This window comes from Candidatus Omnitrophota bacterium (assembly GCA_028716565.1).
Lineage (GTDB): Bacteria > Omnitrophota > Gorgyraeia > Pluralincolimonadales > Pluralincolimonadaceae > Pluralincolimonas.
This window is the reverse complement of the sequence record JAQUPL010000005.1, coordinates 1-18,828: the sequence shown is the minus strand read 5'-3', so window position 1 is coordinate 18,828 and position 18,828 is coordinate 1. Positions and strand designations below refer to the sequence as shown.

Below are 18,828 nucleotides of genomic sequence, written 5' to 3'. Positions count from 1 at the left end.
CCATGCCTTTTGCATATCAGGCGGGCTCTATATGGACTATCACATCTGTGACGCCGGGGAATTTTTCGCGAATGCGCTTCTCGATGGTAGTAGACAGGTCGTGGGCCTTCCCGACAGGCATGTTCTTGTCCACGGTCACGTGGAGGTCGACATGGATATCATCGGAGCGGCCGCGCGTCCTTATACGGTGGCAGCCGACTATCTCCTTTATATCGGAGAGCGCGTCGCATATTTGCTGCACTTCGATGACCGCGTAATCGGTTAGGACCTTCGAACTCTCCATGAGTATCCTGACCCCTATATACGCGATCAACAGCGATATTATTATGCCTGCGATGACGTCTATGATGGGAAGCCCCATCCTGACGCTGACCAGGCTGATCACGACCGTGATGGAAGTGAAAATGTCCGAACCCGTGTGCATCGCGTCGGCGACAAGGAAATCGCTGCCCAGTTGCTTTCCTCTTCTATATTCATATCTCATCACGCCTATATTGACTGCCAGGGTCACGCCCATCACAATGAAGCTGCCCACGTTTGCCACGGGATTGATAAGCTCCTGGTGGACCAGCCTGTGTATAGATTCCGTTATGAGTTTGAAGGCTATGAAGAAGAGCGCCACCGCGATGGCCATCGAGGCGAGGGTTTCATACTTGCCGTGGCCGTAAGGATGGCCGACATCCCTGGGCCGCGACGCCACCGCTATCCCGATCAGGCCGATTATATTCGACGACCCGTCCGAAAGCGAATGGAAACCGTCGGATGTCATGGCCAGGGACTGCGTCAAAAGGCCGTATACGATCTTGGCCACGGCCACTCCCCAGTTGAGTGCGAGTATCCAGATAAGGATATTTCTTATCTGTATATACCTATTATTTCCCAATTACTTTCTTCCTCGGCTGAAATGCCAACACAAGCGGGCTGGCGATATAGACGGTCGAATATACGCCGGAAACAAAACCCACCAGCAGCGCGAACGCGAAATTGCTCAGGACCTCGCCGCCGTAAAGGAAGATCGCCAATACCACGAGGAGCGTGACCCCCGAGGTCAATAGCGTCCTTCCCAGAGTCTGGTTGACGCTCAGGTTTATCACATCATACAGGCTCATCTTCCTGTTTAGCCGCAAATTCTCCCTTACCCTGTCATAGATGACGATGGTATCGTTTATCGAATAACCGGCGATGGTAAGGAAAGCCGTGACGCTCAACAGGTCTATTGCCCTGTTCGTCAACGCCAGGAAGCCCAACGCCACCAGGACGTCATGTGTAAGGGCTATGACGCCCGCCACAGCGAAATTAAAGTGCTTGAACCTGAAAGCGACATATACCAATATGCCGATCAGCGACCATATGATCGCGTATACGGCCTTTGTTTTGAGGTGCTTTCCCGCGACCGGCCCGACATGCTCTATCTTGAGCATCTGTATATCCTGGTCCGGGAAAGCGCTCTTCAGCTTGTTCGTAAGGTCCGTGCTCTTGTCGGCTGCGGTCCTTATGAGTATGACCCTCGGATTATCCTTGAACTGCTGGATCGAGGCATCCTCGAGGTTAAGCTCTTTCAGCGTCTTCCTGACGCCTTCGATATCCGGGGCGGACTTGAACATAAACTCCTGGAGCTGGCCTCCGGAGAAGTCTATTCCGTACGCCTTATCTTGTTTCGAGAAAAATGAGAAGAGCCCTACGCCTATCACGATGATAGAGATGGCATAAAATATCTTCCTCTTCCCGATAAAATCTATTTTTGTCTCCTTGATAAGCTTCAACATCGGCAGGGATTTTACCAGCCCGGCGTTCAGGAGGGTTTCCATTATGACGCGCGTAACGAAGATCGCCGTAAACATGCTCGCCATGAGGCCGATGGTCAGGGTCACAGCAAAGCCCCTTATCGGGCCTGTCCCGAACTGGAAGAGGAATAGAGCCGCGACCAGCGTCGTAAGGTTCGAGTCGAATATGGCGCTGAATGCCTTGTCATAACCGAGGCTGACTGCCTGCCGCAGCGCCTTTCCGGCCTGCAATTCCTCCCTTATTCTTTCATTGATAAGCACGTTCGCGTCGACTGCCATGCCGAGCGAAAGGGCTATACCTGCGATACCGGGGAGGGTCAGCGTGGCGGATATGCCGGGGAATACGTAAGGCAAAAATCCGAGGCATCCGAGGGTGAACAACAAGTTTAAGCTGAGGGCTACGTCGGCGATGAGACCGGATAGGAGGTAATAACCGGCCATAAATACAAGGATAAGCACGCCTCCTATCAAACTCGCCTTTATACCCTTATTGATGGAATCCTGCCCAAGCAACGGGCCGACAGTCCTCTCCTCTTCGATATACATGGGGGCAGGTAGCGCGCCGGTCCTCAATACCAATGAGAGGTCCCTGGCGTTCTCGACCGTGAACCTTCCGCTTATCACGGCCTCGCCTGAAGGTATCGCTTCCCTTATGACCGGGGCAGACTGCACTTTGCCGTCAAGGACTATTGCCAGCCTCCTGCCGACATTCTCGCTTGTTATCCTCGCGAATTTTTTCGCTCCTTCCGAATTAAACGTAATATTGACCGTCGGCTCGTTGAATTTGCTCTGGTCGAAATGTATCGCGGCGTTCGAGAGCCCCTCGCCTGTCATGACAGCCTGCTTTTCCAGCAGCAGCTTACCCTCATCGTCTAGGGAAGTCTTTAGCTCATAGCCTTCGGGGACATTGCCGGTCAACGCCTGCTTCATCTTTTCCGCGTCATCTGAGACCAGCTTGAATTCAAGCAGGGCGGTCCGCCCGATTATGCTCAAGGCGCGCTCGCGGTCGGTGACGCCGGGAAGCTGGACCACTATCTCGTCCTTGCCTTGCCTCTGGATAGACGGCTCCCTTACCCCGAACTGGTCTATCCTGTTCCTTATGACCTCGATAGCCCTGTCGCCGGCGTCTTCACGCGCGTTCTCCGGCAGGTGGCTGGTATCGACTTTAAGCAAAAGATGCATCCCGCCCTTCAAGTCGAGGCCGAGCTTTATCTTGCCTTCCTGTATCACCTTCCCGTCTTTATCCTTGACGTCAAAAGGCGGATAGATGAGCCAAAATGAAGCCGCTATTAAAGCGAATATTAATCCCGCTTTCCAGGGAAGCCCTCTGTTCATTTCTCCTCTCCTGTCCTCTTCTTTGTCGTGTAAGCTATCGCGTATTTCTCGACTTCCATCTTCGAGTTATCGTCAATGCGGAGGACCACGGATGTATCCTTTACGTTGACTATCGTGCCGTGTATCCCGCCGCTCGTGATGACCTCATCGTTCTTGGCGAGGTTCTTCACCATCTCTTCGTGTTCCTTCTTCTGTTTCTGCTGGGGTCTTATGAGCAGGAAATAAAATACCACAAATATGAGGATCAGTGGTAAAAAACTTGCTATCGCGTTTGCGCCTTGTTGTTCCATCGTCTATCCTTTCTTTTGTGCCGCCGTTGTCCCGGCGGGTTCGTACCTCTCCATAAAATCATCCCTGAACTTTACGAACTTTCCGCCCCTTATCGCCTGTCTTATCTTTTTCATTAGGCCTTGGTAAAAATATGTGTTGTGCAGCGATACCAGCTTCAGGCCGAGGATCTCGTCGGTGTTGAAGAGGTGCCTGATATAACTCCTTGTATGGTTCCTGCACGCGTAGCAGCCGCACCCCTCTTCTATAGGGCCCAGTCCCTTCGCGTTCACCGCCGTCCTCACGGAGAAACGCCCGTTCGAGGTAAAAGCGGTGCCGTTCCTGCCGTTCCTGGTCGGGACGACACAGTCAAACATGTCGATCCCGGCGGATACCGCGTCGAAGAGATCCTGCGGCTCGCCGACACCCATGAGATAACGCGGTTTACCCTCCGGCAGCAGCGCTGCCGTGAATTGCGTCATCTCGTTGGTGATCTCCCGGGGTTCGCCTACCGCGAGTCCGCCCAACGCGTAACCGTCAAAATCCATCTTGACCAGCATCTTCGCGCTATCTTCCCTCAGGTCCTTATAGGAGGCGCCCTGCACTATACCGAAGATGGCCTGCTTCTTATTGGGCTTGGAATCGAAATCCTTTTCAAACCGCTCCCTGGAGCGCCTCGCCCACTCGAGCGTCCTTACGGCGGCGCGTTTCGCCATCTCGTATTCGCATGGATAATGGACGCACTCGTCAAGTACCATCATTATATCACTTCCGAGGCAAGTCTGGAACTCCAACATCTTCTCCGGCGTAAGCATATGCTTCGAGCCGTCTATGTGCGACTGGAACTCCACGCCTTCGTCGCTCACTTTCCTCAGCACCGCGAGGCTAAAAACCTGGAACCCGCCCGAGTCGGTCAATACCGGCTTCTGCCAATTCATGAATTTATGGAGGCCGCCCGCGTTCTTTATTATCTCTTCGCCGGGACGCAGGTAGAGGTGGTACGCGTTCGACAGGAGTATCTGCACGCCGCAAGCGTCCAACTCGTCGTTCGAGAGCGTCTTTACCGTCGCCTGCGTCCCCACGGGCATGAACGCCGGGGTATCAAACTCTCCGTGCGATGTCTTTACCTTCCCCACACGGGCTTTCGTCCCCTTGTCTTTCGCGATTATCTCTATCTTCATATTATCAACATCGAGTCGCCGTAACTGTAAAACCGGTACTTCTCTTTCACGGCCTCGTCGTAGGCCCGGGAAAGGACTTCCCTGCCGCAAAAAGCCGCGACGAGCATCAGAAGCGTCGTTTTCGGCAGATGGAAATTCGTCACCAGCGCGTCGACAAATTTAAAATTATACGGCGGATATATGAAAAGATTGGTCCATCCTTTGCCCTTCTCGACCCGGTTCTTCGAGCCCTTTACGAGTTGCGCCTGGTTCTCCAGCACCCTGCAGGTAGTTGTCCCGACCGCGAATATTTTACCGCCCTTCTCTTTAACATCGTTTAACCTCAGCGCGGCCTCTTCCTTAAATTCAAATACCTCGGGCTCTAATTTATGCCTAGAGACCTCGTCTACCGAAACCGGTTTGAACGTCCCATACCCGACATGCAGGGTCACCGACTCGACCTGCGCACCCCTGGCTTTGATCTTATCCAGGGTCTCGTCGGTAAAATGCAGTCCGGCGGTCGGTGCCGCGACCGCTCCCGGCGTCCTGGCATAGACGGTCTGGTACCTCTCCTCGTCGGATTTCTCCGGCAGACGCTTTATATAAGGCGGAAGGGGCACTATGCCTATCTTATCCAGTATAGCCCCGAAATCCGCGCCGTTTATGCTGAATTCGATAAGCCTTATCCCTTCGCTCTCGCCGCGGATGACGCCGGTGAGTTCGGCGGCGCCGAACGTGAACTTCGTGCCGACTTTTATCTTTGTGGAAGTATCTATCAGGCACTTATAGAGCCTCTCGCTCATCTTTTCTATGAGCGTTATCTCGGCCTTTGCTCCCGTATCCGCTCTCTTCGCCGGAAGCCTCGCCTTTATGACCTTCGTGTCGTTTACGACGAGGCAATCCTGGGGCCCGATATAATCGACGATGTCGCGGAAGTTCCTGTGTTCTATCTTCTTTGATATCTTATGGACTACCATAAGCCGTGAGGCTTCGCGCGCCTGCGCCGGATATTGCGCGATAAGCTCTTCCGGAAGTTTATAATCGAATTCGCTCAGTCTCATTTCGCGTCCTTAAGATAGGTTATCTTTGAGCCGGGATAATAAAATCCAAGTATCTCGTCCGCCTTCTTGCCGGCGCGGGACATGTAATATGCTCCCCACTGGCAAAGGCCTACCCCGTGCCCCCACCCCAGCCCTTCGAAGGCCACATATTCCCCTATCACCGTGACCTTGAAATTCGTGCTCCTTACTATATCGGCCCCGATCATCCGCCTGAAATCCTTCGCGAGGAGGACCGCCTCCCCTTTGTCGCCCTTGATCTTTAATTCCAATATCCGGGCTGAGAACGGATCTCTTTTCACGGCTTCAAACCCGATTATGTCACCGACAGGATAGCCGGCGCCCGCGAGTTTCTCCTCCGCCTCTTTTACCGACATCCATTTTTCCCAGTAAAAGTGCGGCGATTTCCTGCACCACCTGCACTTTACCCCCTTCAGCGGAGGGAGGTCGATGTTCCAAAGGTAAGCGGCGTCGAATGTGCTGCCGCCGCATGTGGCGTGGAAAAAAGCCGGGAATATAACCCCGTTATACGTCAGGACCTGGTCCCTCGTCTCGTCCACGGCCTTGTTTGTCCGCCATTTCTCGGAAAAGATACCTCCGTAGACCTGGGAACTCACATCAGCCGTGACATCATAATCTTTCGCCTTCGATTCTTTTATCTGGCTCAACGCATAGGTCCTTGCAGCTATCGCCTGGGCCTTAAGCGCCTCCATCGGCCACCACGTCGAGACCTCGTTGCGCATGACGCCGTAAAGGTATTCTTCCAGGTCAACCGTATTTACGACGGTCAATTTCATTCCGTCCTTAAATACCCTTATCTCGCCCCTGAATATGCGCCCGTTTATATAGACACGCGAGCCGCCTACGGGTTCCACCGAGATAGCGTTGGCGCTGATCTCCTTACCGTCCAGACCGAATCCCGTATCGGTCGCTATAAGGCCTGTTTCGGGCAGGTACTTCTCCTCCAGTAGGACGCTTTTTGAGAGATGGTCTATTATCCTGAAATTCCCGGCGATGAAGATCCTTACCGAATCGGCGCCCTTTGCGACTGCGACGCGGACGCGGACCGGATCGTGCGCGGCGGTGAACTCCTGTAAGCAGTGGACCGCAGGAGCGGTAATTACCGATATTGCCGCGAAGATCGTCAAAAAACAGAGGCGGGTTCGCATGACCGGTTAAAACAACTCCTTCTGGGATTCTTTTTTGGAGGGGACTTTAAAATGCTCATATGCGGACTTTGCGGCTTCCCTGCCGCGGGGTGTGCGTTTCAGGAATCCTATCTTTAACAAAAACGGCTCGACTACGTCAGAAATAGTATCCGCCTCTTCATTCAATGTCGCAGCAAGGGATTCTATTCCTACCGGCCCGCCGCTATACGTATCTATGATAGCTTTCATCACTTTCCTGTCGAGGGCGTCGAGGCCCATCGCGTCGATGCCGAGCATCGCCAGCGCTTTGTCCACGATCTCTTTGTCTACCTTCCCCGCGTTCTTCACCTCGGCGTAATCCCTTACCCTGCGCAGGAGCCTGTTGGCTATGCGCGGAGTCCCGCGTGCGCGCTGAGCAATTTCAACGGCGGAATCTTTATCGAGCGTTATCTTGAGTATTTTAGCGGAACGTTTGATTATATGAACGAGTTCCTCCGCGGGATAAAAATCGAGGCTGTAGAACATCCCGAACCTGCCGCGCATCGGTGCGCTCAACAGGCCGGAGCGGGTCGTCGCTCCGATAAGCGTGAACGGTTTTAGATTGAATTTAATAGTCTTGGCGTAAGGGCCTTTGTCGATGACAAAGTCTATCTGGTAATTCTCCATCGCCGGATAAAGGAACTCCTCCACGATCTTAGAGAGCCTGTGGATCTCGTCTATGAAAAGGATATCTCCATCGCCGAGGTTTGTAAGGATTCCGATCAGGTCGCCGGCCTTCGCGATAGCCGGCCCGGACGTGGCGGTTATCTTCGTCCCCATCTCGCCGGCTATTATATGGGCTAGCGTCGTCTTGCCGAGGCCCGGCGGGCCCGAAAACAGGATGTGCTCGAGCGGGTCTTTCCTCTTCTTCGCGGCCGACACGGCGATGAGCAGGTTATCAACGACCGCCTTCTGCCCTACGAACTCCGTGACCTTCGCGGGACGCAAGGAAAGGTTTAATATTATATCTTCCTCTGTCTCCTGGCTGAAGACGAGTTTTTCGCGCAACCGCCCTTCTTTATCTTTCTTCTCTTCGCTCATTTGGAATGTTTCTTATGTTTATAGACTTCGTTTAACAGGTCTTCGGCGGTCTTGATGCCCGGCGAACGCTCGAGCGCCTTCCGTATCATCTCTTTCGCCTCCGGTTTCTTATACTGCAATTGCAGCAGGATCTCGGTCGCCTCTTCCACAAAATCCGGTTCCTTGGTGACCGTTATCTCTACGCCGTATTCCTGTATCAGCCCGAACTTCCCGAGCTTATTCTGGAGCTTAGCGACGATCTCCTTGGCGCGCTGTTCCCCGATGCCTGGCAGGGATTTTAGCGCGGCGAGGTCACCGTCGGCTATCGCTTTTACTATCTGAGGTATAGAGGCGTTTAAGGCCCTGACCGCAGCCTTGGGCCCGATGCCGGAAACCGTGATGAACTTCTCGAAAAATTCCTTTTCTATCTCGTTTAAGAAACCTATGAGGACGGGTATGCTGCGCGCGGGGTCGGTATGGTGGTAATGGTATGTTATCAGCTTGATGGAACCGTCCGGGGAGATGTGTCCGTCGATCGACTTCATCACGCAGCCTGGGATCAATACCTCGTAAGAGATACCGCCGTCGACATCGATGATGAGGGATGAGCTTTTGCGTTTGGCTATCTTGCCGCGGATATGAGATATCATCTTGACCCCGCTATCCCGTCCATCCGGGAGATGTGTGCGTGAGCGACCGCGAGCGCCAACGCGTCAGAGATATCAGGCGGGTTCGGGGCCGACTTCATATTGAAAAGGTTTTGTATCATGCGTTGCATCTGGTATTTGCTCGCGTGGCCGGCGCCTGTGACCGCCTTTTTGACGCGCGTGGCCGAATATCCCACCAGTTCCGTCCCGGTCTCTTTCGCCAGGAGGCATATCGCGCCGCGGGCATGGCCCATAAGTATGGAGGTGGCGGGGTGCCTGTAATGGGAATATAACTGTTCGAGGACCAGCACGTCCGGCTTCGACTCCCTGACGAGGCCTTTTATCGCCTTATATATCTTCTCTATCCTTGCCTCTACTTTTTCTTTCGCCGAGGTCCTTACGACACCCGCTTCAATGAGCTTTATTCCCTTAGGCCCGGCCTCTATCAGGCCGTAACCGGTCATGCATAAACCTGGGTCGATGCCCAGTATTTTAACCCCGTTAGAAATCGGATTTCTAACGGGATTTGTCATTCCTGCTTCGCCTGTTCCAGTATCTCGTCGGGAATATCGAAATTCGCGTATACGTTCTGGACGTCCTCGTAATCTTCCAGCGCCTCGACGAGCGCCAGGACCTGTTTCGCGGGGCCGCCGGCGACCTTTACCGTCATTGTCGGGACACTAGTCACCTCGGCCAGCTGGCATTCGATCTTGTTGTCATCAAGCGCCTTCTTGACCTTCTCGAAATCCTTGGGGTCTGTCGTTATCTCGTAGATCTTATCTTCGGTCTTCATGTCTTCGGCGCCTGCGTTGAGGGCTATATCCATAAGCTTATCCTCGTCGATCTTCGTTTTTTCGATGACGATCAGCCCCTTCTTATGGAAAAAGCGCGCGACAGCGCCCGGGCCGGCCATATTGCCGCCCTTGCGCGAGAGGATATTCTTTATTTCTGCCGAGGCCCTGTTTTTGTTGTCGGTCAGGGCTTCGACCATTATCGCTACGCCGCCCGGCCCGTAGATTTCATAATTGATAGTTTCATAGATCACGCCGGGAAGCTCGCCGGTGCCCTTCTTTATCGCCTTTTCTATGTTGTCTTTGGGCATGTTCACTTCTCTGGCCTTTGCCAGGGCAAAGCGAAGCCTCGGATTCACATCCGGGTCGCCGCCCCCGTCCTTCGCGGCGACGGTGATCTCTTTGGTAGCTTTGGTAAACGCCCTGCCTTTTACGGCATCAGCGGCGGCTTTTTTGTTCTTTTGTGTTTTCCATTTTGAATGTCCGGACATCTCAGAAAATACCTCCGATTTAGATTAATTTTTCGTGGAATTTGAATACAAAATTATACCATTTTGGGAGTTAAAATGTAAAGGATTTTTGGGCGGGAACCGCGCTATTTATGGTGCTCGTGGCCGTGGTTGGCGTGGCCGCCGGCTGCTTCTTCGGCCGCCTTCTTGGTGTTAGCGACTATCAGGTTGGTGATCTTGGCGGGGACTTCCTCGTAGTGGTCGAACTTCATCGAATATGAGCCGCGGCCGCCTGTCATGGAACGGAGTTCGGTCGCGTATTTGAACATCTCGGACAGGGGTATCGTGGCCTTGACATATTCCTGCTTGCCCCTTCCCTCGATGCCCATTATCCTCCCGCGGCGGGAGTTAATATCGCCGGTTATCTGTCCGAGGTGATCATTAGGGACGATTATCTCAACGCTCATTATCGGCTCCAAAAGGACCGGGCCCGCCTGCTCCTGCCCGCTCTTAAAGGCCATCGAGCCGGCTATCTGGAAGGCCATATCCGAGGAGTCGACTTCGTGGAACGAGCCGTCGTAAACGGTCACCCTGATATCAACGACAGGGTATCCGGCAAGGAAGCCCTTGTTCATCGCTTCCCTTACCCCTTTCTCGACCGACGGAATAAATTGCCTGGGGATCGCGCCGCCTACGACCTTATCCACGAACTCAAATTGCTGTCCGTGCGGCAGGGGCTCAAGTTCGAGCCAGCAGTCACCGTATTGCCCGCGGCCGCCGGACTGCCTCTTGAATTTGCCCTGTATCTTGACGGTCTTTTTTATTGTCTCTTTATAGGGGACTTTGGGAACGCCCACCTCTACATCGACGCCGAAACGCTTCTTCATCCTGTCGAGCATGACATCCAGGTGGAGGTCTCCCATTCCCGATATAACGAGCTCGTGGGTCTGTTCGTCGCGGGTTATCTTGAATGTCGGGTCTTCCGAGGCGAGCCGGGTCAATGCGCCCATTATCTTCTCCTCGTCCTGGCGCGTCTTGGGTTTTACGGAATCGGATATGCACGGCTCCGGGAATGTCGTCGCAGGGAAGACGATGGGGTTCTTCTCGTCGCAAAGGGTGTCGTTATTGTGGGAATCCTTGAGCTTGGCGACGGCGGCTATATCTCCGGCGCCGGCCTTCTGTATGGGCACCTGCTCCTTGCCCTGCAGGACATAAATCTGCCCTATGCGTTCCTTGAGGTCCCTCGATGAATTATAGAATCCGGTGTTCGATTCTATCGTCCCTGAGAATACCCTGAAGAGCGTAAGGTGGCCCACGTAAGGATCGAATATATCCTTGAATATGAAAGCAGAGAAGGGTTCGGTATCGACGGGATTTCTCTTGGCCGGTTCTTTCGTCTTCGGGTTTATGCCCTCGACCGGCGGCCTGTCTGCCGGCGACGGAAAAAGGTCGACGATCGCGTCCAGGAGCTGCGTCACCCCGATATTCTGGACTGCCGAGCCGCAAAAGACCGGGATGATCTTTCCCGAGATACACGCCGACTTTAGCGCCTTGGCCATCTCCTCCTGGGAGATCTCTTTGCCTTCCAGGAATTCCTCGGTAAGCGTGTCGTCGGTCTCGACGACCGCGTCGAGCAACTCTTCCTTATATCTGCCGTCCTTCGGCAGGACGCCCTCTACGCCTTTGAGCGAAAGCTCCTCCCCTACGGGAAGCTGGAGCGCGACGCACTGTTTCCCGAACCTGTCACGTATCGAGTTGAGGGTATTCTCAAAATTGGCGTTCTCTTTATCAAGTTTATTTATGAATATCGCGCGAGGGAGGTTCCTCTCCTCCAGGAATTGCCATACGCGTTCGGTCCCGACCTCTATGCCGTGGACCGCCTCGATCAAAAGCACGGCCGCATCAGCCGCCCGCAGCGGGGCTATCACGTCGCCGACGAAATCGGCGTACCCCGGCGTATCGAGGATATGGACCCTTGTGTTCTTCCAGATAAGGTGAAGGAATTTCGAGGTGATGGAGATCTTTCGTTCTATCTCGTCGGCATTGTAGTCGGAGTGGGTGTTGCCTTCCGCTACCTTTCCGAGCCGGGTGGTCATCTTGGCGTTAAAGAGGAGCGCCTCGATCAGTGAAGTCTTCCCCGAACCGGAATGCGAGACAAAAATTACGTTACGGATGTTCTGCGCGGGGTATCTATCCATAAGTATTAGTCAATATAACGTAGGCGCAAATCCTTGTCAAGCGGAAAAAACGGCCTCTTATCTTGTAACGGTCAGGTTGATCTCTTTCCGCGCGTCGGCCAGCGTCGAATCGATGGAATTTTTGAGGAATTGCGGATTGAGCATCATCGAGGTTGGCCCCTGTCCTACTTCGCCAGGTTTCTTTTGCGCGGCAAATTCCATCGAATAGGCCGTATTAAGAAGAACGAGCTGGCGGAAGGATACTTCCAGGCTACCATGCACCTTGGGGTATAACGTTTCGACATTGCCGTTCGAGTAATCCATGAACATCCGCATCTGGTCGTTCGTCATCCGGAGCCATGAGGCGGACCATTCATCCCATTTCTTCTTGTCGAAATTCTTTTTGTTCGTTTCGTAGGCCGTATTCAAATCGTTGTAAAGCGACTGGACCCTGTCCGCGGTCTCGGTGAGACGCTGCTTATCGCTCTTCTCCCTTTCGGATACCTGCGAGACGGAACCCACAACTAGGTCGCATGACCCCGCGGCTATTTCCTTATTATCCGCTTCCGCTCTCGCTTCGATGGCGTATTTACCAGGCGAAAGCTGTCTTTCGAACGGCTCGATAAGAGTGAAAAAATCACCGCTCCGGACGGTAATACGTTTCGTTATGAGGACCTTGTCCTGCCTCTTAAAATTGAGCGTAAGTTTTGTCCCGCGCGGCAGGTCGGCCTTACCCGTGATCCTTATCTTGCTCTTTGCGTATTCGGCTTTTAAATTTATGTTCGAAAGCGTTGCCGGCGCGTTAGTCCTACCAGGCGCCGTCTCTTTGGAGTCGGGATTGGAATAACCCTCGGCCGGCTCTTTTATCTCAAAAGATTTGATATCTTTCCTGCTCAGCTTCATCTTTCCGGAGCCCAGCTTTATCTCTATATAATCATCGGGCTGGCCTATTATCTGCCCGTTAAGCGTCCTGCCGTTCTGGAGAGTTATTGTATCGGCACGTGACGAAACCGGCATAGAAATAACTATCGCGATTGTCAACAATATGAACGCCTTCTTCATGACCCTTCCCTCCAATATTTAATACGCGCCGTAGGCAGATAAGTGCATGTCAGGTCTTCAAAGACCGGGGTCTGCGAGCTTGTTGTATACTGGCCCTTGTTGATATCCGATTTGGCTAATGCGATCTTGTATTGTATCCAAGGGTTGGTCCCGCCTATGGCCGCGCCGTTACTGGCAGCTGCGGTCCATCCCGAATCTAACGCCGGGATATTATTATAGGAAGAGGCTGTCCTGAAATAAACTCCGGCGGTGTTACCGGACGGCGTCTGGGCCGACCAGGAGACGGTCCCCCATTTTATCGATCCTCCGCTGTAAAACGGCGTGGAGACAAGATATCCGCTCGGCGGGATACAGCGTATATCGTCCCAATGCGTCTGCATCTCGGTGACGGCACCGGCATAAGGCCAGGTGTCGTTAGCGCCTATTATATGTTGTCCCCTATCAAGGTCAGTCCAGTCAGCGCCCAGATACTGGTTGTTTGCCACAAATTTGAATATGGGATTGGAGGGATAACCGGCCGCCCAGTTCGGATCACTATTTTCTATAACTCCATTTACCCAACTATAATAGTAGTCGCTATCGGATCCTATCATCGCCATGACTTTCTCCGCAAGATAATCAAATTGCGGATGGAAGAACGCACCCTGATAGAGCCGTATCTCGCAAGTGTCCCCGTCCGGCCAGAGAGGTCTGGGCTCGGTCAATACCTGGACGGTTCCGTGCGCATCGGTTAACAATGTCTTGTAACCATTAGGTTGCAGGCAATTCGCCCACTGTTGAGGATCATCAGCAGAGCCTTTGGCGAAAAGCCAGCAACCGCAGCCGGTCCCTTCCGGCTGCCAATAGTGATAACTGCCCGGCGCGGGAATAGGTTCCAAAGCGGTATTGGTTTTGCCCTCCGGACTGTATATATACACCGGGGCATCGCCGTTATAGGCGTCATAAACAGGAAAAACTTGTGGGTCGTCCAAGATGTAATTAAAAGGATAAACTGGATTTTGATGATAATCTAGTTGGCCATTACCGTTTTCGTCATAATAATAAATACTTTTATAATTACCCGATTGGTCTCTTCCAGCACCAGGATAAAGTCCCATAGGAGGCGCCGGCGGAACCGCAAACGGATATAATATCCCGTTCCCTCTCCAGGCTATCCTGGTAGACGGGGCAGGCTCTTTCAGATAAGCCCTCACGAACACGCTTTGGGTATCAGGCTTAAAATAATACCTGTTCAGCTCAAAATGCTTCGCCTCAAACGTATTGCATTTGATGTAAATTTCGTTGTCGCCGTCCCCGTCGTTATCCCTGACATCCTGAAAACTTATATTTAAGGTCACGTCCGGGATATTCCACCACGAGCGATTCCATTGATAGCCCTTCATCATGGCGGTGGAAAAAGCCGGGTCTTCGTCGAAATTGTCCCAATAGCCGAGTTTTACCGAATCAGGCGTTTTGGTATATGTTCCGGCCTCTTCCCAGCGCATCTTTGAGGCGCCGGCATCCCAGTAATCGCCCTCGGTCGGGCAGCTGTCGAGCCAGTTCACGTTAAAGACCTCGCCGTCGCGGAAATTACCCTGTTCATTGAACCAGGCGGCGCAAAACTCCTCTTTTGTCGTCTGGGTCCAGGTGCCGAAGACCTCCACCGTCGCGGTCAACTGCCTGGTCGCCGCCGTCAGGCCGCTACTTAGGACAGAAGCCGTGGAAGTTATGGTGTATATCCCCGCGTGGTTGTATGTAAGGCCCGTCTTCATCAGGGGGTCATAGCCGAGCCTTTCGGCCGGGACGACCGATGCGCCCGCCCAGCTGGCGCCTTTCCACTTTAACATCACCGTATTCCCGTAGGTGTTATCATAATATTCGATCCGGATCTTATGCCAGCCCGCCGCCTGGAACGTATAATCCCCGCTGTATTCGGTCTTGTCCTGGTCCTGCCAGCTCGTACCCTGGAGGACATTGGCCGTATTGTCATCCAAAAAAAGTTTGGCGCCGTCGTCGACCATCACGCGGAAAGTGATGGGCGCCCCGGTCTCATCCGGCATTATCTCGATATAACCGTCCCATATGACGCCGAACCTGTCGACTCCGAAATTCACGATAGTGGCAACCGAGCTTCCGCCGGCAAACTCTGCGTCGTGCGTCTCAGACCAGCCCACATCGGAAGGAGTGGACTCATATCCGTCCGTGCCGGGAAGCTGGGTGTCGTTCGGGGTTTGGTAAACAGGGCCAAGTTCGACGACCTTCTTGGCAAATCCCGCCTTATCTATGGTGACGTCCGGCGAGACCCCTGATATCCCCGGCCCGGATGCCCCCCCGTAATACTTCCCGAGAAGCCCGCCTCTCATTATAGGCTTATAAACCGTGATCTTGTCCTTATTGTTCGCGAAAGTATTCTGGTCTATTCCCGTCGCGGCCCTTATCTCGTTTATCGAATCAAAAGGTTTGTTCTTGCACTGCGCGGCTCCCTCGATATTGCCCGATATACCGCTTATTGCCGTGTTTGTCGAATCCGTATCCCTGTAATCTATTATGTTCGCGACCTGCTGATTTGTAAGGAATGTCTTAAGGATATCGATCTGACTGGCGTCCGTTTCGTCGAATGTATTGAGATTTACCTTATCTTCCTCGGACGTGATGGTAAGGGTATAGGTCCCTTCGCCAAGAGGGACGTTCGTTCCGCTGGAAACAACATAATTCGCGATATAAGTCTTGAGATTAGTATAGGAGACGGAGGTTACCTGTGCGCGTATATCCATCACCGCTCTCTTTATGCCCGCCTCAGCTATATAACGCGCCCTCGAGGAATTGAGGAAATTGGCCGCTTCCTTGCGCGTAAGGAGCATGTTCAGGGCAAAGCTTATCCCGATGAGCGATATCAGGCCCAAAACACCTATCGTCAACAGTAACGCTATGCCCCGCCTATTTTTCCCTGTCCAATGTTTCATCACGTTTCGAAATTCTCCACTTTTTTAATCCCTTCAGCTTATCCTCTCCACAGTTAGCACGCCAAAGGGATCGGTTTCTATATAAGTTTAGACGATAGAAACGGCCTTGTCAATGGTACTCTTTTGCTTTTTGGGATGAATTTATTGCTTAATAAATAGCCCTCTTCTACGGAATATAAACACCGGTTGAGAAGGTTTGGGTCTTTGTAGAATTCGGTTCCTGAATAGTTAAAATTATCTGGACTTTAGACGGCTTTTGCCCTGCCTGGGCGCCGCCGGCCCTTGAATCCCACGTAGTCGTTTGAGTGCCCGCGGAATCGAAAAAAGTCAGGGAGAATGCCGGCTGTGTAGCAGAAGCAACTACGTTATCGGCGATCTTGTGGTTCTGCCCGGCGTCACCGGCGTGCGCACTGAAGTCGTAGTCGGGCGGGGACGCAAGCTGAGGGTAATAATACCTGGTAAGTTCATGAGTAGTGCTGTTAAGCCAGTATCCCACCTGGCATAATTCAAACTTGACGTTAGGATCGTTCTGGGTAGGATTAAGCGCGGCGACAAAAAAGACTTCGCTCCCCCCGCTCGGGGTTACCCATGTGCTGCCGGAGCCGGAAGCAAAACCGCGGAACGTGATATCCGCATTGCCGGAATTCAAATATGCGGCCGAAAGGTCCCTCGTCATCATATCCAGGGAGGCGCGCGCGTTCTGATAGATCTCAAGATGGCCCTGGGTCCTGCGCCATGAATCCAGGCCGGCCTTGAAGACTATAAAGAGCGAGGTCGCGATTATAGAGAATATGACGGATACGACCAGTATCTCTATTAAGGTGAGGCCCTTTCTACGGGCCGAGCGACGCGATGATTGTGACGAAATTCTCATTAAGGGTTCTCTGTTTATAATTCCATGATACGGTTAACGTGACCTGTTGGCAATTTGCCGGCAACCCGGCGGTAGAGACCGTGACCATATAGCTGAACCTCGGATCGGAAAAAGCCGTCGCGGATGGAACAGCGGCGACCGGATAGCCTAACCTCTTTATCTCTTCCATCCGATCCTGCGCAAATATCGTGGCCTTAGTCAAATCGGCCGAACGGCTCGCCGAATCGAAACCGACCGGGAATAGCGCCAGGACCGCGAGTATCCCTATCATCAGGATGCCGAGAGAGATGACTATCTCTATTAAGGTAAAACCCTTTGCATTAGAAATGAATTTTATCATGGCATTGTTACCGCCCCTGTCACGGCATCCACTGTTATTGTCCTGAATTTTGTAGCGTCTTTTATTTCTGCGACCGTCACGCTCGCATCGATGGCGCTTGTAAGCCCGCCGTTCGGGGTGAATGTGACCGTGACCGTAGCGGTAAAATTTATGCCCGCCGGCAACTGATATAATTTTGTGCTATCGACTGTTGTGCCTCCGGAATCCGTAATGCGGTATGTATTAGGCGTAACGCTCGTATCGAATTCCGCGTTAAAATTGCTGTTCCGCGAAATGGCGTAACTCCTCGCCGTCCTGAGGACCGTGCCGACCTCCCTCTCCGCGGTCCTGAGGCCGGTAGATGACGAGAATCTACCGAAGAAAGGCACGCTCATAGCGAGAAACGCCAGGATGATGAACAGGACAATAGTCATCTCAATGAGAGTATAACCGGCTGCCCTTCTTTGCCCATAACGTAAGATCTTCATCGCAAAAGAATTATACCATATATTGACTTTGTGTCAAGGCGGATAGCGCGTAAAATAAAACCCCCGCATAGTGAAATGCGGGGGCTATTTATCCCGGCAGCGTCCTACTCTCCCGAGCCGTTGCCAGCTAAGTACCATCGGCCCTGAGGGGCTTAACTTCCGTATTCGGTATGGGAACGGGTGTGACCCCCTCGGTATAACCACCAGGAAACCTCTAGGTGGTTTGAATATATCCATACGGGTATATTCAAACCATCAAATATCGATGGTAGCCGCGGCCCCATACGGGACCGCGGACTACCACATTCAACAACTGCATAGCAGAATATTGACTACAACCCTGAACTTGCCACTTAAAATTTAAAGTGGCCAAGCCGATCGGCATATTAGTACCGGTAAGCTCGCCCCTTACAGGGCTTACACTTCCGGCCTATCAACCTCGTAGACTACAAGGTGCCTTAGACCATCTTGCGATGGGGGATACCTAGTTTTGAGGGGGGCTTGGCGCTTAGATGCTTTCAGCGCTTATCCCTTCCGAACATGGCTACCCAGCCTTTGCCACTGGCGTGACAGCTGGAACACCAGAGGTTCGTTTGCCCGGGTCCTCTCGTACTACGGGCAACTCCTCGCAAGTATCCTGCACCCGCGAAAGATAGAGACCGAACTGTCTCACGACGTTCTGAACCCAGCTCGCGTACCGTTTTAACCGGCGAACAGCCGGACCCTTGGGACCTTCTCCAGCCCCAGGATACGATGAGCCGACATCGAGGTGCCAAACCGGTTCGTCGATATGAACTCTCGGAACCGATAAGCCTGTTATCCCCAGAGTACCTATTATTCGTTGAGCGACGGCAATTCCACATTAAACCGCCGGATCATTAGGACCTGCTTTCGCATCTGTTCGTCTTGTCAGACTCACAGTTAAGCTCCCTTCTGCCCTTACACTCACCGTGCGATTGCCAACCGCACTGAGGGAACCTTTGTGCTCCTCCGTTACTCTTTAGGAGGAAACCGCCCCAGTCAAACTGCCCGTCTAGCACTGTTCCACGCCCTGTTAGAAGGGACGAGGTTAGAATTCTAATACAGTAAGGGTGGTATTTCAACGTCGCCTCCATCCCGGCTAGCGCCGGGACTTCAAAGGCTCCCACCTATCCTACACATACTGGACCAAAATCCAATACCAGAGTACAGTAAAGGTTCTGGGGTCTTTTCGTCTATTCGCGGGAAGACGGCATCTTCACCGCCACTACAATTTCGCCGAACCCCTC

16 protein-coding genes and 2 rRNA genes are annotated in these 18,828 nt (G+C 52.9%); all 18 read right to left on the bottom strand.

What is annotated here, in order from left to right; all coding sequences use genetic code 11:
* Nucleotides 1-16: 16 nt before the first annotated feature.
* Nucleotides 17-883: a cation diffusion facilitator family transporter gene (locus PHO67_05925; GenBank protein ID MDD5546673.1), complete on the bottom strand. Its 867-nt coding sequence runs from the start codon at nucleotides 881-883 to the stop codon at nucleotides 17-19.
* Complete coding sequence (gene secD, locus PHO67_05920) at nucleotides 873-3,119, bottom strand: protein translocase subunit SecD (protein MDD5546672.1); 2,247 nt, start codon at nucleotides 3,117-3,119, stop codon at nucleotides 873-875. The genes PHO67_05925 and secD overlap by 11 nt, the downstream gene beginning before the upstream one ends.
* Nucleotides 3,116-3,409, bottom strand: coding sequence for a preprotein translocase subunit YajC (gene yajC / locus PHO67_05915; protein ID MDD5546671.1), 294 nt, complete (start codon nucleotides 3,407-3,409; stop codon nucleotides 3,116-3,118). The genes secD and yajC overlap by 4 nt, the downstream gene beginning before the upstream one ends.
* 3 nt (nucleotides 3,410-3,412) lie before the next feature.
* Complete coding sequence (gene tgt / locus PHO67_05910) at nucleotides 3,413-4,567, bottom strand: tRNA guanosine(34) transglycosylase Tgt (GenBank protein MDD5546670.1); 1,155 nt, start codon at nucleotides 4,565-4,567, stop codon at nucleotides 3,413-3,415.
* Complete coding sequence (queA, locus tag PHO67_05905) at nucleotides 4,564-5,607, bottom strand: tRNA preQ1(34) S-adenosylmethionine ribosyltransferase-isomerase QueA (GenBank protein MDD5546669.1); 1,044 nt, start codon at nucleotides 5,605-5,607, stop codon at nucleotides 4,564-4,566. The genes tgt and queA overlap by 4 nt, the downstream gene beginning before the upstream one ends.
* Nucleotides 5,604-6,773 (bottom strand): SpoIID/LytB domain-containing protein, encoded by a 1,170-nt coding sequence (locus PHO67_05900; GenBank protein ID MDD5546668.1) that lies wholly within the window; start codon nucleotides 6,771-6,773, stop codon nucleotides 5,604-5,606. The genes queA and PHO67_05900 overlap by 4 nt, the downstream gene beginning before the upstream one ends.
* 6 nt (nucleotides 6,774-6,779) lie before the next feature.
* A complete protein-coding gene (gene ruvB / locus PHO67_05895; protein MDD5546667.1) occupies nucleotides 6,780-7,832 on the bottom strand; it encodes a Holliday junction branch migration DNA helicase RuvB in 1,053 nt (350 codons plus the stop codon).
* Nucleotides 7,829-8,461, bottom strand: a complete 633-nt coding sequence (locus PHO67_05890) for a helix-hairpin-helix domain-containing protein (protein ID MDD5546666.1) — start codon at nucleotides 8,459-8,461, stop codon at nucleotides 7,829-7,831. Before PHO67_05890 ends, ruvB begins: the two co-directional genes overlap by 4 nt.
* Nucleotides 8,458-8,991 carry a crossover junction endodeoxyribonuclease RuvC gene (gene ruvC, locus PHO67_05885; protein ID MDD5546665.1) on the bottom strand — a complete coding sequence of 178 codons (534 nt, stop codon included), beginning with the start codon at nucleotides 8,989-8,991 and terminating at the stop codon, nucleotides 8,458-8,460. Before ruvC ends, PHO67_05890 begins: the two co-directional genes overlap by 4 nt.
* A complete protein-coding gene (locus PHO67_05880; protein ID MDD5546664.1) occupies nucleotides 8,988-9,740 on the bottom strand; it encodes a YebC/PmpR family DNA-binding transcriptional regulator in 753 nt (250 codons plus the stop codon). Before PHO67_05880 ends, ruvC begins: the two co-directional genes overlap by 4 nt.
* A 104-nt stretch (nucleotides 9,741-9,844) precedes the next feature.
* Nucleotides 9,845-11,896 (bottom strand): elongation factor G, encoded by a 2,052-nt coding sequence (gene fusA / locus PHO67_05875; GenBank protein MDD5546663.1) that lies wholly within the window; start codon nucleotides 11,894-11,896, stop codon nucleotides 9,845-9,847.
* Between the two features lie 57 nt (nucleotides 11,897-11,953).
* Entirely contained in the window at nucleotides 11,954-12,937 is a 984-nt protein-coding gene (locus PHO67_05870) for a hypothetical protein (GenBank protein MDD5546662.1), read from the bottom strand.
* Nucleotides 12,934-15,879, bottom strand: coding sequence for a PA14 domain-containing protein (locus tag PHO67_05865; protein ID MDD5546661.1), 2,946 nt, complete (start codon nucleotides 15,877-15,879; stop codon nucleotides 12,934-12,936). The genes PHO67_05870 and PHO67_05865 overlap by 4 nt, the downstream gene beginning before the upstream one ends.
* A gap of 166 nt (nucleotides 15,880-16,045) precedes the next feature.
* Nucleotides 16,046-16,753, bottom strand: a complete 708-nt coding sequence (locus PHO67_05860; protein MDD5546660.1) for a prepilin-type N-terminal cleavage/methylation domain-containing protein — start codon at nucleotides 16,751-16,753, stop codon at nucleotides 16,046-16,048.
* Nucleotides 16,713-17,093, bottom strand: a complete 381-nt coding sequence (locus tag PHO67_05855; GenBank protein MDD5546659.1) for a prepilin-type N-terminal cleavage/methylation domain-containing protein — start codon at nucleotides 17,091-17,093, stop codon at nucleotides 16,713-16,715. Before PHO67_05855 ends, PHO67_05860 begins: the two co-directional genes overlap by 41 nt.
* On the bottom strand, nucleotides 17,090-17,560 hold the full coding sequence (locus PHO67_05850; protein ID MDD5546658.1) for a prepilin-type N-terminal cleavage/methylation domain-containing protein: 471 nt from the start codon (nucleotides 17,558-17,560) through the stop codon (nucleotides 17,090-17,092). The genes PHO67_05855 and PHO67_05850 overlap by 4 nt, the downstream gene beginning before the upstream one ends.
* Before the next feature lie 91 nt (nucleotides 17,561-17,651).
* Nucleotides 17,652-17,768: ribosomal RNA gene (gene rrf, locus PHO67_05845) — 5S ribosomal RNA — on the bottom strand.
* A 157-nt stretch (nucleotides 17,769-17,925) separates the two neighbouring features.
* Nucleotides 17,926-18,828, bottom strand: a 23S ribosomal RNA gene (locus tag PHO67_05840); the annotation flags it as partial.

What these genes read in the sequence shown, in the direction of transcription:
- PHO67_05865 (MDD5546661.1), bottom strand. Translation starts at nt 15,879, where the DNA reads ATGAAACATTGGACAGGGAAAAATAGGCGGGGCATAGCGTTACTGTTG.
- tgt (MDD5546670.1), bottom strand. Translation starts at nt 4,567, where the DNA reads ATGAAGATAGAGATAATCGCGAAAGACAAGGGGACGAAAGCCCGTGTG.
- fusA (MDD5546663.1), bottom strand. Translation starts at nt 11,896, where the DNA reads ATGGATAGATACCCCGCGCAGAACATCCGTAACGTAATTTTTGTCTCG.
- secD (MDD5546672.1), bottom strand. Translation starts at nt 3,119, where the DNA reads ATGAACAGAGGGCTTCCCTGGAAAGCGGGATTAATATTCGCTTTAATA.
- PHO67_05855 (MDD5546659.1), bottom strand. Translation starts at nt 17,093, where the DNA reads ATGATAAAATTCATTTCTAATGCAAAGGGTTTTACCTTAATAGAGATA.
- PHO67_05850 (MDD5546658.1), bottom strand. Translation starts at nt 17,560, where the DNA reads ATGAAGATCTTACGTTATGGGCAAAGAAGGGCAGCCGGTTATACTCTC.
- PHO67_05870 (MDD5546662.1), bottom strand. Translation starts at nt 12,937, where the DNA reads ATGAAGAAGGCGTTCATATTGTTGACAATCGCGATAGTTATTTCTATG.
- PHO67_05860 (MDD5546660.1), bottom strand. Translation starts at nt 16,753, where the DNA reads ATGAGAATTTCGTCACAATCATCGCGTCGCTCGGCCCGTAGAAAGGGC.
- PHO67_05900 (MDD5546668.1), bottom strand. Translation starts at nt 6,773, where the DNA reads ATGCGAACCCGCCTCTGTTTTTTGACGATCTTCGCGGCAATATCGGTA.
- ruvC (MDD5546665.1), bottom strand. Translation starts at nt 8,991, where the DNA reads ATGACAAATCCCGTTAGAAATCCGATTTCTAACGGGGTTAAAATACTG.
- PHO67_05890 (MDD5546666.1), bottom strand. Translation starts at nt 8,461, where the DNA reads ATGATATCTCATATCCGCGGCAAGATAGCCAAACGCAAAAGCTCATCC.
- queA (MDD5546669.1), bottom strand. Translation starts at nt 5,607, where the DNA reads ATGAGACTGAGCGAATTCGATTATAAACTTCCGGAAGAGCTTATCGCG.
- PHO67_05880 (MDD5546664.1), bottom strand. Translation starts at nt 9,740, where the DNA reads ATGTCCGGACATTCAAAATGGAAAACACAAAAGAACAAAAAAGCCGCC.
- ruvB (MDD5546667.1), bottom strand. Translation starts at nt 7,832, where the DNA reads ATGAGCGAAGAGAAGAAAGATAAAGAAGGGCGGTTGCGCGAAAAACTC.
- yajC (MDD5546671.1), bottom strand. Translation starts at nt 3,409, where the DNA reads ATGGAACAACAAGGCGCAAACGCGATAGCAAGTTTTTTACCACTGATC.